Origin of the sequence: Silvibacterium dinghuense, from assembly GCF_004123295.1 — a bacterium.
GTDB lineage: Bacteria > Acidobacteriota > Terriglobia > Terriglobales > Acidobacteriaceae > Silvibacterium > Silvibacterium dinghuense.
The window spans coordinates 1-15,748 of sequence record NZ_SDMK01000004.1 but is presented as its reverse complement, the minus strand read 5'-3'; the positions used below and the strand labels follow the sequence as shown (position 1 = coordinate 15,748).

At 54.5% G+C, this 15,748-nt stretch carries 15 protein-coding genes; 13 read left to right on the top strand and 2 right to left on the bottom strand.

Annotated features, from left to right (window positions below; translation table 11 throughout):
* Nucleotides 1-117: 117 nt before the first annotated feature.
* Nucleotides 118-1,557, bottom strand: a complete 1,440-nt coding sequence (locus tag ESZ00_RS16350; protein ID WP_164981560.1) for a putative bifunctional diguanylate cyclase/phosphodiesterase — start codon at nucleotides 1,555-1,557, stop codon at nucleotides 118-120.
* 611 nt (nucleotides 1,558-2,168) lie between these two features.
* Between ESZ00_RS16350 and ESZ00_RS16345 the strand changes: the two genes are divergently transcribed.
* From ESZ00_RS16345 to ESZ00_RS16290, 12 genes are all read left to right on the top strand, one after another.
* The gene (locus tag ESZ00_RS16345) at nucleotides 2,169-2,345 is read left to right on the top strand and encodes a Flp family type IVb pilin (protein ID WP_129209749.1); all 177 of its coding nucleotides are present in this window, start codon (nucleotides 2,169-2,171) and stop codon (nucleotides 2,343-2,345) included.
* A gap of 182 nt (nucleotides 2,346-2,527) precedes the next feature.
* Complete coding sequence (locus ESZ00_RS16340) at nucleotides 2,528-3,067, top strand: A24 family peptidase (protein ID WP_129209406.1); 540 nt, start codon at nucleotides 2,528-2,530, stop codon at nucleotides 3,065-3,067.
* A 5-nt stretch (nucleotides 3,068-3,072) separates the two neighbouring features.
* On the top strand, nucleotides 3,073-3,897 hold the full coding sequence (gene cpaB, locus ESZ00_RS16335; RefSeq protein WP_129209405.1) for a Flp pilus assembly protein CpaB: 825 nt from the start codon (nucleotides 3,073-3,075) through the stop codon (nucleotides 3,895-3,897).
* The gene (locus tag ESZ00_RS16330; protein ID WP_129209404.1) at nucleotides 3,894-5,339 is read left to right on the top strand and encodes a type II and III secretion system protein family protein; all 1,446 of its coding nucleotides are present in this window, start codon (nucleotides 3,894-3,896) and stop codon (nucleotides 5,337-5,339) included. Before cpaB ends, ESZ00_RS16330 begins: the two co-directional genes overlap by 4 nt.
* Before the next feature lie 68 nt (nucleotides 5,340-5,407).
* A complete protein-coding gene (locus ESZ00_RS16325) occupies nucleotides 5,408-6,595 on the top strand; it encodes a CpaE/TadZ family protein (protein WP_164981559.1) in 1,188 nt (395 codons plus the stop codon).
* Nucleotides 6,596-6,630: 35 nt separating this feature from the next.
* Entirely contained in the window at nucleotides 6,631-7,974 is a 1,344-nt protein-coding gene (locus ESZ00_RS16320; RefSeq protein ID WP_129209402.1) for a TadA family conjugal transfer-associated ATPase, read from the top strand.
* A 12-nt stretch (nucleotides 7,975-7,986) separates the two neighbouring features.
* Nucleotides 7,987-8,961, top strand: a complete 975-nt coding sequence (locus ESZ00_RS16315) for a type II secretion system F family protein (protein ID WP_129209401.1) — start codon at nucleotides 7,987-7,989, stop codon at nucleotides 8,959-8,961.
* Between the two features lie 5 nt (nucleotides 8,962-8,966).
* A complete protein-coding gene (locus tag ESZ00_RS16310; RefSeq protein ID WP_129209400.1) occupies nucleotides 8,967-9,869 on the top strand; it encodes a type II secretion system F family protein in 903 nt (300 codons plus the stop codon).
* 198 nt (nucleotides 9,870-10,067) lie between these two features.
* Nucleotides 10,068-10,427, top strand: coding sequence for a DUF192 domain-containing protein (locus ESZ00_RS20515; RefSeq protein WP_204520227.1), 360 nt, complete (start codon nucleotides 10,068-10,070; stop codon nucleotides 10,425-10,427).
* Between the two features lie 31 nt (nucleotides 10,428-10,458).
* On the top strand, nucleotides 10,459-11,865 hold the full coding sequence (locus ESZ00_RS16300) for a pilus assembly protein TadG-related protein (RefSeq protein ID WP_129209399.1): 1,407 nt from the start codon (nucleotides 10,459-10,461) through the stop codon (nucleotides 11,863-11,865).
* Entirely contained in the window at nucleotides 11,807-12,364 is a 558-nt protein-coding gene (locus ESZ00_RS16295) for a TadE/TadG family type IV pilus assembly protein (RefSeq protein WP_373283905.1), read from the top strand. Before ESZ00_RS16300 ends, ESZ00_RS16295 begins: the two co-directional genes overlap by 59 nt.
* Nucleotides 12,365-12,405: 41 nt before the next feature.
* On the top strand, nucleotides 12,406-12,915 hold the full coding sequence (locus tag ESZ00_RS16290) for a TadE/TadG family type IV pilus assembly protein (protein ID WP_164981558.1): 510 nt from the start codon (nucleotides 12,406-12,408) through the stop codon (nucleotides 12,913-12,915).
* 136 nt (nucleotides 12,916-13,051) lie between these two features.
* Here the strand turns inward: ESZ00_RS16290 and ESZ00_RS16285 are convergent, their stop codons facing one another.
* On the bottom strand, nucleotides 13,052-13,279 hold the full coding sequence (locus ESZ00_RS16285; RefSeq protein WP_129209397.1) for a hypothetical protein: 228 nt from the start codon (nucleotides 13,277-13,279) through the stop codon (nucleotides 13,052-13,054).
* Nucleotides 13,280-14,504: 1,225 nt separating this feature from the next.
* Between ESZ00_RS16285 and ESZ00_RS16280 the strand changes: the two genes are divergently transcribed.
* Nucleotides 14,505-15,542 carry a LacI family DNA-binding transcriptional regulator gene (locus ESZ00_RS16280; RefSeq protein ID WP_129209396.1) on the top strand — a complete coding sequence of 346 codons (1,038 nt, stop codon included), beginning with the start codon at nucleotides 14,505-14,507 and terminating at the stop codon, nucleotides 15,540-15,542.
* Nucleotides 15,543-15,748: the final 206 nt, after the last annotated feature.

Below are 15,748 nucleotides of genomic sequence, written 5' to 3'. Positions count from 1 at the left end.
TCCTGGGACCTTTGATGGAGCCGGCATCGGGCAATTTGATGCCGGCCTTTTTTTGCCAGTAGGCGTTGGAAAGAAACATGTGGGCCGCTCCTCGCATGAGAGAGAGCCGGCGCTGCTCTATTGACAGAGCCTGGTTTCACGCGCCTGAATGCCCTGGCGAAGTTTCAGGAGGAGGTTGCTGAGTGGAACAGGCCGGCTATAGAGATAGCCCTGTGCAAAGTTGCAGCCGGCATGCAGGAGCGCAAGGGCCTGCTCCGGTGTTTCGATCCCTTCGCCGACGATGCTCATCTTTGCGGTACGCGCCAGATCGATCAGAAGCTTTACGATTTCCAGATTGAGGTCGTGACGCATCATGTCGCGCACGAAGGACTGATCGATTTTAAGCACATCGATCGGGAGTTGCGCGAGGTAGCTGAGCGAAGAGTATCCGGTTCCGAAATCGTCGAGAGCGATCCTGATACCGAGTGCGCGAATCTCCTGAAGGAGCTTGCCGATACGGTGTGGATCGCGCACAAAAACGCTTTCCGTGATTTCAAGTTGCAGCAGGGAAGGATCGATGCCGCAGGTGTTCGTAAGTTCCCGGATGTGGCGGAGAAAGTCTGGATCTTCCAGTTGAGGGCTGGAAACATTGATGCTGAAAACCAGGTCGCAGTGTAACTCCTGCTGAATGGTGCGAATATCTTCCGCCGTCCGCTTGAGGGCCCAGATACCCATGGGAAGAATCGATCCGGATTCTTCAGCCAACTGAATAAAGGCTCCTGGCGCCAGGAGCCCTCTGGTGGGGTGATTCCAGCGAATGAGAGACTCTACCCCGTAAATGGAAAGATCACGCATGTCGACGAGCGGCTGGTAATAAAGTTCGAATTGATTGAGCTCTGCCGCGGTGCGGAGTTGCAGAGTCGTATCAATCGCACGCAGCGTATCTTCAAAGATGACGCGGTCGTAAAAGACATAGCAGTTGCCGCCTTGCTTCTTGGCTCGCGTCAATGCGGTAGCCGTCGCGCGCAGCAGTTCTTCGCCGTCGGAGTAGCGCGGCTGCAGTTCGCACACGCCGATACTCGCCGTGACCGGAAATTCCTGTTGCTGCAGCGTGTAGGGCTTCTCCATCAGTCGCAGCAGGCGGATCGCCATGCGAATGGCCTGGTCATGGGAGGTGATCTTTCCAAAGAGGATGCAGAATTCGTCTGCAGTCAAGCGAACCGCAATGTCTTCATCGGAGAGGATGCCTTCTAACCGTTCTGCAGCCTCTTTTAGTAGAAGGTCGCCTGCTTGATACCCGAAGAGATCATTGACGGATTGAAATCTGTCCAGGCCAAGATGCATGAGATATCGGGTGGACTTGTCTCTGCGCGGGCCAGTCTCGTGTGGTGCCTGCAGAGACTCGAGCAGAAAGGCACGATTTCCCAGCCCTGTCAGGCTGTCATGGAATGCCAGATGCATCAGCTTTGCTTCCATCCATTGCCGCTGACGGATTTCTCGCTGCAGGGCATCGTTTTGCAGCTGGAAGCTCTGTTGTTGTGAGGCGAACTCCAGCGAACGCTCGTGATCCTCCTGCATCTTCTTGTGAAGAGAGCGGCGAGATGACGTCCACCAAAAGAAGGCCGAAGCCAGGGACAATATGCCTGCCACTCCGGAGCCGAGTGCGAGTGCTTCAAGAGCGTTTCGATGGAGAGGAAGCATCGTGAGTAATCGTTCGGATGAGGAATGAAATAAGCATCTCATCATATTCCGCTCTCCCCCGGTTGACTATGGAAATAAGATGTCATGGAAGAAACGAGACTTCCCTTGTGAGTAAGATAACTGCGGATGGTTACCAGGTATCGCCAGTGATATCAAAACGGTGATATTTGTGCAGGTGGTACTTGCAATCAGTAATGGCCGTGGTTAAATGATGGCATATCAAAGCCAATAACTCATGCATGATCGCAAGAATGCAATGAGAGCAGGTAAGAGGCAGATGGCCACGTCGTAGAAGAGAGGCGGCGAAGGCTCGCTGGAGTAATCGAGAAACGTAGTTTCTTATTGTGCTCCCGCAATTGGCGTCACCCCCGATGCCTTTTCACGTCACCCAGAAATTCCATGCCGTGCGCACCGTGAGCTATCCGTCTCATACGTGTGTGAGTCTCTCCATTTCACTATTGCCTTGAAGGAGTAATCCCGTGAAGAACATGAAAGCCATCATGAATCGCCTGATCTCGGATGAGTCGGGCCAGGACCTGATCGAATACGCACTGGTTGCCGGCCTGGTTGGCCTTGTTTCAGTCACCGCTTTGCAGACGCTGGCCACCGATATTGCAAAAGTGTTTACCGCTATTGATACCGATTTGACGACTGCTGCTGGCTAAGTGAGTAGCTGCGCCACATGCGCCGGGGCTATCGCTTATGCGAGGCCCCAGGCACAACTTATCGGAAGTATCCCTGTCGTTTTGTTCTTTTGTTTGACTCTATGCCTTGAGTGACGCCTGCTCGATAGCTGCCGGCATCATCCACACCTTGATCGCTGCGAACACTTTCTAGGGAACACAACATGATGCAAGATCACCAGGTGGTCTTCTGCGCCGCAGCATCTGCCTTCGCCGGCATCGCTGCTGTCTGGGATGTGCGAACGCGAAGAATTCCAAATCTCCTGTGCCTGACGGCCTTTGCAGTCGGGATTCTTCTCCACTTCGGCATGGACGGCTGGTCTGGCATGCTTACCTCGCTGGCAGCCGGTCTTATCGCAGGATTCGTCTTCTTCCTCTTCTTTCTTGCCGGAGGAATGGGCGGCGGAGATGTGAAGCTGATCGCCGCTATCGCCGCACTCGCCGGATTCGCGCAGCTGCCGTATCTGCTGGTATTTACTGCCCTCACCGGTGGAGTGCTGGCCATGATGCTCATTCTTCGTAGAGGAGCGCTTCGCTCTACGTTGAAGAATATGGGCACGCTTTTAGGGCATCACCTCCGCAGCGGTCTCAAGCCGCATGAGGAATTGAATGTCCAGAATCAGTCTGCGTTGCGGCTGCCCTATGGCATCGCCATCGCGGCAGGTGCGTGCATCACGCTCTATCTTCAGGGAAGCCGAGGCTGACCAATATGAAAACACGCCGGCTTCTCGTGGCTCTTTTGATCGCTGTTCTGGTATCGGGCATCTTTACGCTATGGATCGCAGGTAGATTGGCGCACGCTCACAGCGGGCAACGGTTGCAGTACTATGCAGCTGCGCACGCGCTGGATGCTGGATCTGTGCTCGCCGCGGCCGATATCAAGCAGATTGCATGGCCGAACTCGATGGCGTTGGTAGGAGCCTTCGTGCGACCTCAGGATGTAATTGGCCGTGTTGTGCTTTTTCCTGTCGCTGCCGGTCAGCCACTGCTCGAAAGCCAGCTCGCCGCACCCGGTTCCGGCGCGGGGCTTTCCAATAAGATTCCGCCCGGTATGCGGGCTCTTTCCCTTAAGTCGGATCAGGTCGTAGGTGTTGCGGGCTTCCTCTTTCCGGGCACGCATGTCGATGTGCTTGTTACCTATACGATGCCGTCTTCCGCCATGCCTGTAACATCTACCGTTTTGCAGGATGCGGAAATTCTTACCGCGGGCCAGAAGATGGAGCCTGACCCGCAGGGAAAACCTGCGCCAGTCGATGTGGTGACGCTCTTGGTCTCGCCTCAGGATGCTGAGCGAGTCGTGCTTGCCAGTGCACAGGGTCGTGTTCACTTCGTGCTGCGAAACGGGACGGACTCGGCGGAATCCGCCGCTGCCCCCATTCAGCTTGCTTCGCTTGGGCAGCCCGATGCAGTAAATCGCTTGCCGCAGCCAAAAGCTCATCCCCATGTGCGAGCCGTAGCAGCGACCCCCGCGCCTGCGAAATATAACGTTCAGGTGATCAGCGGAGATAAGTCCACTACGGAGAGCTTCCAGTGAAGAAATATGCCGGCGGCGTAATGAAATCTTTTGAGGCGTTGCTCCTGCCTTTCATGCTGACTGCAGTCGCTGCAGGCGCATGGGCGCAGAGCAGGACACAGGCGGTGCTCTCTGCTTCTGCGGTTGCGGCGCAGCCTGCAGACTTTACCAGCGCTGCTCCGAATGAACAGGCGATGCATATGGTCGTGGGGCGATCGATGTATATCAACACGCGTCATCGCCTGAGCAGAATTTATGTAAGTAATCCGGGTGTGATTTCTGCCTATGTTGCCAGTCCGAACCAGGTGCTGGTCAGTTCCAAGGATTATGGCGTGAGTTCTTTGGTGGTATGGGATGAATCGGGAGAATCTCAGCCCTATCTCATCTCTTCGGATCTCGATCTTGAGCAGTTGCGAACATCTTTACAACACTCTTTGCCCGGAGAGAATGTGGACGTACAGGGCGATGGCGGCCGCATCGTGCTTTCAGGCATGGTTGCGACACCTGAAGACTCCGATGCGGCAGGAAAACTGGCCGGGATGTACTCGAAGAATGTCTTCAATGCATTGAGTGTGAACTCGGCAGCGGTCAAGCAGGTTCGTCTAAAGGTCCGCATCGTCGAAGTTGATAGGCAAAAGCTTATGCAGTTCGGATTTAACTTCTTCAATGTCGGCGGCAATACACTTGCTCAAACAACAACCACACAATTCCCGTCCACCCTCACGGCTTCAACGAACGGATCGTCTTCTAGCAGTTCCAGTAGCGGAACCTCTGCATCCGTCGGAAACAAGATAGCGTCTTACACCAGTCCGCTCAACTTTCTGCTCTACAGTTCGTCGCTCAATATCGGCGCCACCTTGCAGGATCTTGAGACGAAGCAGATCCTCCAGATACTGGCAGAGCCCACCATCACTACGATCAGCGGAAAGGAAGCAAGTTTCCTGTCCGGTGGTGAGTTTCCATTCCCGGTGGTGCAGGGAACTACCGGCGGTCTCACTTCTATCAGTATTCAGTTTCGTCCTTATGGGGTGAAGATCGATTTCACGCCAGTGGTGAATGTCGACGGCACGATCCAGCTGAAGGTCGCACCGGAAGTGAGCGCGCTCGATTACACGAACGAGGTGAGTATCGACGGGTATGATATCCCCGCCATTTCAACGCGGCGTGCAGAAACTCAGGTCGTGCTTCGCAGTGGCCAGAGCTTTGCCATATCGGGTTTGCTCGATCGTCGCACGACAGACGCTTATAGCCGCACGCCAGGGTTTTCGAGCATCCCCATTCTTGGTCAGCTGTTCAAGTCCAAAAATCTGAATCACTCAACAACAGAGCTGATTGTGATCGTCACCCCGGAAGTCGTAAATCCGATCACGGAAAGCTCGAATATGAGCGAGCCGAATCTTCCGGTTCCTTCTATCGACTCCAAGCAATTCGACGAATCATTGCAGAAGAAGAAGTCTAACTGATGCTAAACAATATGATGCGAGGCCGGGTTTTGCCTTTCAATGGTAATAGGGTGGAAGTTCCAGATCCTATGGTGATTGCTGTCTGTCTTGGGGCTGATACCGTGGATCGCTTGAACCATGCGATAAAGAAAAGAACATGGCGCAGTGAAGTGGCTACGTTCACTTCTTATATCTCACCGGATAAGCGGCCTTATTTTGCTCCACTCATCAAGTCTGCCGAGATCTGTATTGCGTTCGTCGATTTCAGCCGATCCACGGAAGAGGCAATTGAGACTGCGCAATATCTCACGCAGATGTTTGCCGGGAAAATCACCGTCGTTGCTTTGGCTAAGAGTAAAGACCCTGCCAAAATTCTCGTAGCCATGCGCTCGGGATGCAGTGAGTTCCTGGAGACCCCTCTGCAGGAAGTCACGCTGAATGATCTCTTCGACCGGCTTGAGCGGCAATGGTTCAGCACGCATTACAAGGAGCCACAGTCTGGTTCGATTCTTTCTCTCTTCGGAGTAAAAGGCGGAGTAGGGACGACGACTCTTGCGGTGCACCTGGCCGTATTCCTCTCGCAGATGCAAGGCAAGCGCGTTCTTCTCGTAGACCATTGCCAGGAGCTTGGGCACGTCTGTGTCTATCTTGGTATGGATGGAAGAAAGTCTCAGTTTCAGGAAGTGGTTAAAAACTTTAATCGCCTCGACAGCCAGTTACTGCATGGCTTTATAGGCCGTCATCCGATGGGCCTGGATGTTCTCTCATCGTTGGATAGCTGCGGGGCACGAGCCATGGATGGCGATGCCTTGACAAAGACGCTGGAGTTCCTGCGTTGCGAATACGACTACATCATCTTCGACTGTGATATCCGGCAGGAAGAGCACAATATGCCGGTCATAGAAGCATCGCAGCGCATTTACCTGGTTTCCACGCAGGATGTTGGATCACTGCGCAATCTTTCCCGCTATATTGACCGCTTCCTTCTGCTGGATGCTTCCGCCGAGAAGATCGAGATTGCACTGAACCGTGTCTCGGATCTGGATCCTGCTCTTGTCGAGCAGGTGGAAAAGGCAGTCAAGCTGCCGATCAAACTACGCATTCCGAATGCGTATCTCGAGCTTGCAAAGACGGCAAATCTTGGGGAGCCAATCATGCCTGGAACTAAGTCTCCACTGGCAAGTCGTTTTGCAAAGTGGGCCGAAGCGATTGCAGGTGCGCCATTGAGTGAGGTGAGCGCCAAGCGGGTGAAACCATTGTTATCGCTCTGGAGATAAGTGGTTGGGATGCCGAGATGCTGAGGAAATATCCAATGAGTGCGACAGAAGAGACCCTGAGCGGTGGTGACAGCGGAATCCCGCATAACACGCGCGGTGTGCCGGAGGTGCTCCAGCAGCAGATCAAGTCGGCTGTGCATAAAGAACTCATCAAACGGTTGGATCTTGATCGCTTGAGCGAGTTTAACGATACGCGCTCTGGCCAGCAGCAGCTCTTTCTCTTGATACAGCGCTTGCTTGTCGAACATGGCATTCCACTGAGCGTGACAGAGCGAGACAAGCTGGCACAAGAGGTGCTGGATGAAGTGTTCGGGATGGGCCCTCTCGAGCCACTCCTGCACGATCCAACAGTGAACGACATCCTCGTCAATACGCACAACGCTGTTTATGTAGAGCGGCGTGGCCTTCTTGAAAAGACAAATGTTGTTTTCAAAGATGACCGTCATCTTATGCACATCATCGAGAAGATCGTTTCTGCGGTGGGCCGCCGTGTCGACGAATCTTCTCCGATGGTGGATGCCCGGCTGGCGGATGGCTCGCGTGTCAACGTCATTATTCCGCCTCTGGCCATCGACGGACCTATTCTTTCTATTCGCCGTTTTGGTAATACCCCTCTCGCTGCAGAGGATCTCTTGCGTTCCAATACCCTGACAGCGCCGATGCTCAATTTGCTCCGCTGTGCGGTGCAGGCCCGGGTGAGCATCGTCATTTCAGGCGGCACCGGAACGGGCAAAACGACATTGCTGAACATTTTGTCGTCTTTCATTCACGGCAATGAACGCATTGTCACCATTGAAGATTCGGCAGAATTGCTCATGCGGCAGGAGCATGTCGTTCGCCTGGAAACAAGACCGCCGAATGTTGAGGGCCGTGGGGCAGTCCGCCAGCGTGAACTCATGATCAATGCGTTGCGCATGCGGCCGGATCGCATTGTTCTCGGTGAGGTTCGCGGTGAAGAAGCGCTCGATATGTTGCAGGCGATGAACACGGGGCACGACGGATCGCTGACGACCATCCACGCGAACACGCCACGAGATGCGCTCTCGCGTATGGAAACGATGGCGATGATGGGCGATATTCGCTTGCCGGAGCGCGCCATCCGTTCGCAGATCGCATCTGCAGTGCAGCTGATTGTTCAGGTTGCGCGTTTGAGCGATGGTAGCCGGCGTATCACACACATCACAGAACTTACCGGCTCCTTCAGCGAAAACATCAGCATGAACGATCTCTTCCTTTTTGAGCGAAAGGGCGTTACTTCGGCTGGAACGGTAAAAGGACGATTTTATTCCACAGGAATTATTCCGCGTTTTGCAGAGAAGCTGGCTGCATGCGGCATAGCGCTGCCGTCTGATTTTCTTACGCACGCCGTTGAGGTTTGAGAGGAGAACTGCATGCTGCTGATATCCGTAGTTTTTCTCGTCACCTTGTCTATTGTCTTTGGGGCTCTTGCGCTTGCACTGAGACCAACAGCTGCGCAGGCTGCCGTTGATCGTCGAATCAGGCAGGTGGTCACTGCGCCTTCTGATCTGCAAAACATCCTTCTGCCAGGGGCTGAGAGTTTGCTTGCGCAGGAGCGGGATGTACTTGGCTGGATGAAACCAATTCTGGTTAAGTCGGCATTCGCGGCCAGGATTGCGACTCTTGTCGTGCGCAGTCAGGTTAAGACCACCGTGTCTGCGGTACTCATGTTATCTGTTGTTCTTGGCGCCGCAGGATTTCTAATGATCCTGCTCGAGCTCAGTACTCCGTGGATGGCAATTCCTGCAGCGATTGCCATGGGATGCATTCCACTAAGTTATCTGCGCTATCGACAGAAGAAGAGGCTTGCAGCCTTTAACGCGGTGCTCCCAGAGTGTGTAGAAACCTGTGCGCGGTCGCTTCGTGCCGGTCATTCTGTCGTTGCGGCACTGGATATCGTTGCGCAGCAATCTCCGGAGCCTGCCAAGACAGAGTTCGCAGAGGTATTTAAAAAGCAGAATTATGGTTTGCCCCTGAGGGAAGCTCTCAATCAGATGATGGAGCGGATGCCCTCGGAAGATCTACGGGTGATGATTACTGCATTTCTTGTGCAGCGAGATACAGGCGGCAACCTGGTCGAGATACTGGAGCGGCTGGTCGTGATTATGCGCGATCGACTTCGTATCCAGCGTGATATTCGTACCCACACGGCACAGGGCCGACTTACAGGTTGGGTTCTCTGTCTTCTTCCTGTAGGACTTCTTGCCCTCATCAATTTAGTGAGCCCCGGCTACTCAAAGGTGCTTTTTCATACCGAAGTAGGCAAGCGAATGCTTTATGTAGGTCTTGGCCTTCTTCTCCTCGGTGGATTCATTATTCGGCAAATTATTCATGGGATTGAGGTGTAGCGCCGATGCAGATTCTTTTCTTCGTTGCGATTGGGGTTATAGTCTTCTGCCTGATTGGTCTTCTCCTGATCCCTTTTCTATCGCGCGGCAATCGGGAATCGCAGCGAGTACTCGCCGCGATAGGAGGAAATCACCCCGATCGGGAAGGACTGCATGGGCTAGCTCGCTTAGAAGATGGGCTTCTTAAGCTGGCGCATGATATCCGCACTCGTCTTGGACTTTCTGTAAGTTCAAAATCTATCGATCGTCTTGCGGCTGCGGGGTATCGAGGACCGAATGCTCCGGATTTTTACTTCGCGGCGCAATGTCTTACTCCGTTGGCCGGCGCATTTCTCGGCAGCTTCATTCCTAGTAACACGCTTTTCTGGGTCTTTGTCTTTGTAGCGGTGGGATACATATTTCCGGGATTCTGGCTTACAGAGCGGGCCCGCATCCGCCGGAACCGCATCCGCCGAAGCCTGCCAGATGTGGTCGACCTGCTCGTGATTTGTGTGGATGGAGGGCTCGGACTGGACCAGGCGCTGATTCGGGTGAATAGCGAAATCGCCAAGTCGCATAGCGATTTGCAGAATGAGCTGACTCGAGTTCACCAGGAGCAGAAGGCTGGCCGTCCGCGCATGGAAACATGGCAGAATCTCGCTGACAGGATCAAGGTGCGCGAAATTTCGGTGTTCGTCAGCATGCTTACGCAGGCCGATCGATTTGGCACACCTATCGTCAAGACACTCAGTACCTTTGCGGACGATCTTCGCACGAAAAGGCGTCAACAGGTAGAAGAGCTTGCCGAAAAGACCAAGGTAAAGATCATCTTCCCACTCGTTTTCTGTATTTTCCCCTGTCTGTTCATTGTCCTTTTGGGTCCGGCTGTTTTGCAGATAGCAAGCAGCTTGAAAGATATCGCACATTAACCATGGCTGTTTTAGGCTGCAGCCGGAATGCATTGCAGCCTTCACTGAGCCACATCGCTGGAGGGAATAAGTCGTTATGGATACAGTCACAATGGTTCGTCTTATCGCAGGGGTTCTGGCGGTAGTTGTCCTCGGCATCATCATTTACCGCCGCAGCCGGAATTCGGCCTAAACAGCCTGAGGCTGTGGGGGAAAAGCATGCGCGTCATATCTGTGCGGAATGAAAGCACGGGAAAGAACATCGGCGGCCAGATCGAGATCGCGAATACCAGTTTCACCAGGATGCGCGGATTGCTTGGACGCAGACAACTGGCTCCGGAGGAAGGGCTCTGGATTAAGCCTTCCTCGGGAGTTCATACCATAGGAATGAAGTTTGCGATCGATGTTATCGGTCTTGATCGCAAGCATCGTGTCGTTCACCTGTGGAATGCATTGGTGCCGAACCGTATCACTGCGGTTCATTGGAAGATCAGCAGTGTGCTGGAAGTCCCGGCGGGCAGGATCGTGGAAAGTGGAACCAGGATCGGACACACCCTTGAGATGGATACGCGCAACTAATCGCGGCTCGCGTGGCATTGCAGATCCTGCCATGCTGCGTTTCCTGCTGCGCAATGATCGTGGCCAGACGACCATTGTTGTTGCTCTCTGCATGACAATGATTCTCGGCTTTGTCGGTTTCGCGATTGATGTGGGGCATCTCCGCTATGTTCGGCGTAACCTGCAGACAGCAGCCGATGCTGCGGCACTGGCCGCGGCCAGCGAGGTGCGCATTTGCGGGGGGACGGCAGATTGTCCTTCTATGCAGACTGCGGCTTCACAGTCTCTTACCGAGAATGGCTTTACCGGGGCGTCTTTAGGTCTGAATTGCGCGACGCCTGGGAGCACAGGGCTCACGCTGACCCTTAATAACCCGGTCTGTGCTGTTTCCGGCGATCCCAATGCCAATAAGCAGAACTATGTAGAGGCGGTAGTTACGGATTATGTCCCAACGTATTTTGCGCGCATCTTTGGAGTCAGCACTGTCGCTGTGACCGCACGTGCAGAAGCTGCACGAGGTATCGGTGGTCCATGTATTTATGCGTTGGATCAGACGGGGGCAGATGCGATTCAGATGCCGATAGGCGTAATCGAGAAATTCAACTGTGGAATGGTCGATGAGTCGAACTCCAGCTCTGCCTTTTCATGTCCGGTAACGTTGTTCGTATACGCTCCGAGTGTCAACGTGACCGGAGGATCAAGCGGACTACTTTGTGGTGTGACACCTCCGGCGCATACTGGTGTCCCGCGTCCGCAGCCGAATGATCCACTGGCCTATCTTCTCGCTCCCAGTACCGCGAGTAATGCTTGCGGCACCAGCCTCACTTCGCCGTATTACGGGTCTTCCAATGCAGTGAATATTATTCTCGGCCTGGGGAGCACAGTGATCTTCCATCCTGGGGTCTACTGCGGGGGGATCAACATTACAGCTGCGGTGTTGGCCAATGTCATCTTTGAGCCGGGTACTTATATTCTCAGGGATGGGACCGGGTTGCTTTCGCTTGTTCAGCAGGGCGGCCTGAACATCACGATTTCCGCTCTTTCTTCTATCCAGGGTGATGGCGTGACGTTCTACAACGAAGGAAATATAAACTCTCCATCGACATCGGTCGGAGGATTTTCCATCACTGCGCCAGCAACTCTTGGACTCACTAGCTTCAGCCTTACGGCTCCAACGAGCGGAGAATATGGTGGCATGCTCTTCATGCAGGCGCCTAACGTTACGACTACGGGAACTTTCGTGGCGGACCTGCTGGTTGGGAGCAAGATGGAAGGCGCAGTCTATGAGCCGGATGCGATGGTCAGCTATGGTGTAGCTGCAATTTCCGATAACTACAACATTCTCGTAGCTAAGGATATCGAATTCAACGTTACGATTATCAGCTCTTTCGGGAATAACTATGCGACTCTTCAAAGCGGATCTCCGCTCAATGGTGACGATGTCTCACTGGTGCAATAGTCTTTCTCGCAACCTGTCCGCCGCGAAGCGGCCAGGGTATGCTGCTTCGCAGCGCAGTCTGGGAGACTGTTCGGAGAGTGGCTCCAGTCTTCTCGAGACGGCGCTGGTGATGCCTATACTGTTGCTGCTGATGGCAGGTGCCATCGACTTCGGGCGCGCCTACTCCATTGCCATTGAAGTGGAGTCGGCAGCCCATGCCGGAGCTCTCTATGGTGTGCAAAATCCATCCGATACCGCTGGAATGGCAGATGCGGTCAAGGCGGATGCTCCAAATCTTGCTGCGTTGACGACGACTGCAACCTACGGTTGCGAATGTTTCGATGGTTCACAATCCAGCACCAACTGTGTCACTGTGCCTGTGTCCTGCAGCGGCGAGAACTATGTGAATTATGCGCAGGTAAGCGCGTCTGATACGTACACGCCTATCTTTCCATACCCTGGAATCCCCAGTTCGATCGTGCTGCAGAAGACGGTAGAAATGCGCTCGGGAGGGGATTAGGCGTGAGCCTGCACTGCATCATGGCAAGAGGAGCCGCGCGGATGGCGGTGCGAACGCCGTTGCAGCCTTCCTTCCGATCGTTATGGATGGAGGAAACAGGCAGCGAGCTGGTGGAATTCACCATCACGCTGAGCCTTGTTCTCATGACGATCTTCAGCATTCTCGCCGGGTCCGTGGCACTTTATGCGCAACATTATGTGACCAATGCGGCACGGGAGGCCACGCGATATGCCATTGTTCGAGGTTCGTACTGGTCCGGTACGACTTGCTCGACGACGACCGCAGGCGATTGCATGGCTACATCCACGAACGTAAGCAACTTTGTCCTGAGTACGGTTCCGCCCCTTATCAGCACGAGCCAGTTGAGTGTGTCGACAAGCTGGCCAGGCACTACCGCTACAGGAGCGGCCTGCGACACGATCAACGGCACGAACAGCATTACCTGCACCGTGTCGGTAACAGTCAGTTATAACTATAACTTTCTTCTGCCGTTCCTCCCTGATAAGACGATTACTCTGGCAAGTACCTCCAGCGGGACTATTGCCGAGTAGTTGCTGCTTCATGCCCTGCAGGCAATGACTGCGGGGCAGCCTGCTTGTATTTCATCCCGGAAGACGAGTGTGCCCGCTGCCGGTCCTCCTGGGGAGGCCTGGTTGCAGCGGGCGAGAGTCAAAGCGGAAAGAATGGCTAAGGGCGGCGCCGGAACAAGGAAGAGGTCATTGGTTCTTGTGAGGGCCGCGCCTGTTCTTTTAACCACGAACTATGTTCCATGCGGCTGATTTTTTCAGCGACAGCCAGGCTGATGAAGTGGTTCAGCGAAAGTCCTTCACTGTGGGCCAGATCATTCGCCTGCCGGCGCATCGTTGAAGAGAGGCGAAGTGGAAAGCAATAACGCTGCTTTGTATCAACTGACATACGGGCTATGGATTCACCTCCGTGATGGTTTGCCGCTTGGCACCAGTGCCGAGAAGAGCCCTTCCAGGAGTCGTCTCGGGAGAAGGCAAAGGGGTCATAAGCAGCCCTTGGCGGGTACTAAAGTACTCATCTAGGGATGGACAATGCTTAATCCAACGCGATAAAAGTAACATTACTTTTGTGGGAAAATGAAGTGGAAAATATCATTTTGGCACCCAGAAAGATATTTTTTGTTTTCACGTCATTTGTGATATCGCCGGTGATATGAAAACCGATTGACTTTACCGCTTTCGGCTCTATCCGGTCCTCAAATAGGGAATCCATCGGTTCATTACCCGGATGCATATATTGCATATATATCGTCAGGGAGTATCTCCCTCTTTTGGGGGAACCGCGATGTTGCTGATAGAGGTTTCTTTGTTGGAGTAGCCAAAACAGAATGAGTGCTTCCGGTTAGAGGGTCGCTTCAGCAACGAGTCTGTCGTCAATCGATCATTCAGATAGAAGCTGGGATAGGACCTCAATGTCTTGTCGGAAAGAAGCAGAGTTTCGCGCACTCTCTCCCGGGGTTACAAGGCGAAGGGTCGCGACTTATCTTTGTTTCTAAGAGCGTTGTTGTGCGTTTCTAAGAGCGTTGTTCTGCCTGGAAACTTATTGTTAGGTGCATCTCGGAATGGGAGCGATCTGCCTTTTATCGCAGAGGGCAGAAGCCTGTGATTGCGGTTATTCCCGGGCAGGAGCTTATTCCCTCGATATAGGACACCTTGTGCTCGAGGCTTAGCTTACACTTAGCTTACATATGAGATGCTGCGGAGCGACGGCGTTTGTCGCGACGGATATCGGGTCATATCCGAGCGGCGAGCGACGAAGAGATCGGGAAAATTGGCCCCAGTCCCCTGAAAACGAATATTGGGGGGCGGGGAAAATCGACCGCTACTTCGTTGTCGCCCTCGACGGTGGACCCGCCACAGCCTTCGGACTCCGCCTGGGGTGCGCCGATTTTCACCAGCAACGCCGCGCGCGCGAAAGTCCATAACAGGCTCTAGTACTATGGATATCCTGAGTATGCAGTTGTCTCGTCTTTCCAAATGGAGAGACGGCAGGGAGTACCCCTATTTCGGCCAGGCTTCGGTGAGAGTCTGGTCCAGACGGGCGATTCCTGTCGTAGACTGCATGCACTGCAGGCCGGGCCAGAAACAAAGGGCTGCTCTGCGCACAGGGGAAGATGACAAAGAAGAAGAGCAAGCATCCTACGCTGAGCGAAGTGGCGAAGAAGGCCGGAGTCGGAACGACGACGGTATCGCGCGTGATCAACGGTGGGCAGCGTGTGGACCCGCAGACGCTGGCACGGGTGCAGAAGGTCATCGAGAGCCTGGGCTATATGCCGAACCAGGCGGCCCGCATCCTGAAGGGTGACCGGACGCGGAGTATCGGTTTCGTGATTCCGAGTATCGCCGATCCATTTTTTTCCAGTTGCGCCGAGGCGGCGCAGGCCATTGCGCGCGCGCATGACTCCTTGCTGATCGTGCTGACGACCCAGAATGATGCGCATGCCGAGGTGGAGAGCGTGAATGTGCTGCTGCGCCACCGTGCCGATGGCTTCATCCTGGCCCCGGGCAATTCACAGAGCCAGGTGCTGCGCACGCTGCTCAAGCGGGTGCAGGTTCCGGTGGTGACGCTCGACCGTCCAATGGAAGGCATGCCCATCCCGGCCGTGGTTGCGGACAACTTCGCCGGAGCTCGGATGGCGACGCGGCACCTGATCGACCATGGCTACCGGCGGATCGCCTGCCTGACGGGAGAGCCCACGCTATACACGCTTCATGAGCGCATCAAGGGCTACCAGAAAGAGATTGAGACGGCCGGCCTTGAGATGATCCTGGATGCATCCATTAAGGACTATCGCTCGGCGGAGTACGCGGTGGAAAGCGTGCTGGCGGCCCCCAATCCTCCGGATGCCCTGCTGACCCTGAAAAACAGCACAACCATCTTTGTCTTCGAGGCGTTGCAGAAGCTGGGAATTTCGGTTCCGGAGCGGGTGGCGCTGCTGGGTTACGACGACTTTGAGCTGGCGGCGACGGTGCGTCCTTCCATCAGTGTGGTGCAGCAGCCGATCGAGGCTCTGGGGCGCACAGCGGCGGAGCTGCTCTTTTCCCGGATGCTCGATGGGGCTGGTGCGGAAAAGGACCGGGGGAAGATGGTAGAGTTGCACACCCGGCTGATTCCCCGGGCCTCCTGTGGCTGCCGCCCTCCGCAAAACTGACTTCCGCAAAAACTGAGTAGACGCACCCGTCGGCAACCCCTGCCGGGAAGTCTTTCCCGCGTCGTCGCTGCTCAGCAGTCCATCCTCCGACATTGTCCTTCTCCATGAGAACTCCGGGATGGTGCAGCAGTGGGACGGAATGGGTGGTTTTGGCATGTTTCCACGCCGGGCCGAGGGGCTCGACGCAGCTCTTCTGAGAGCGCTCA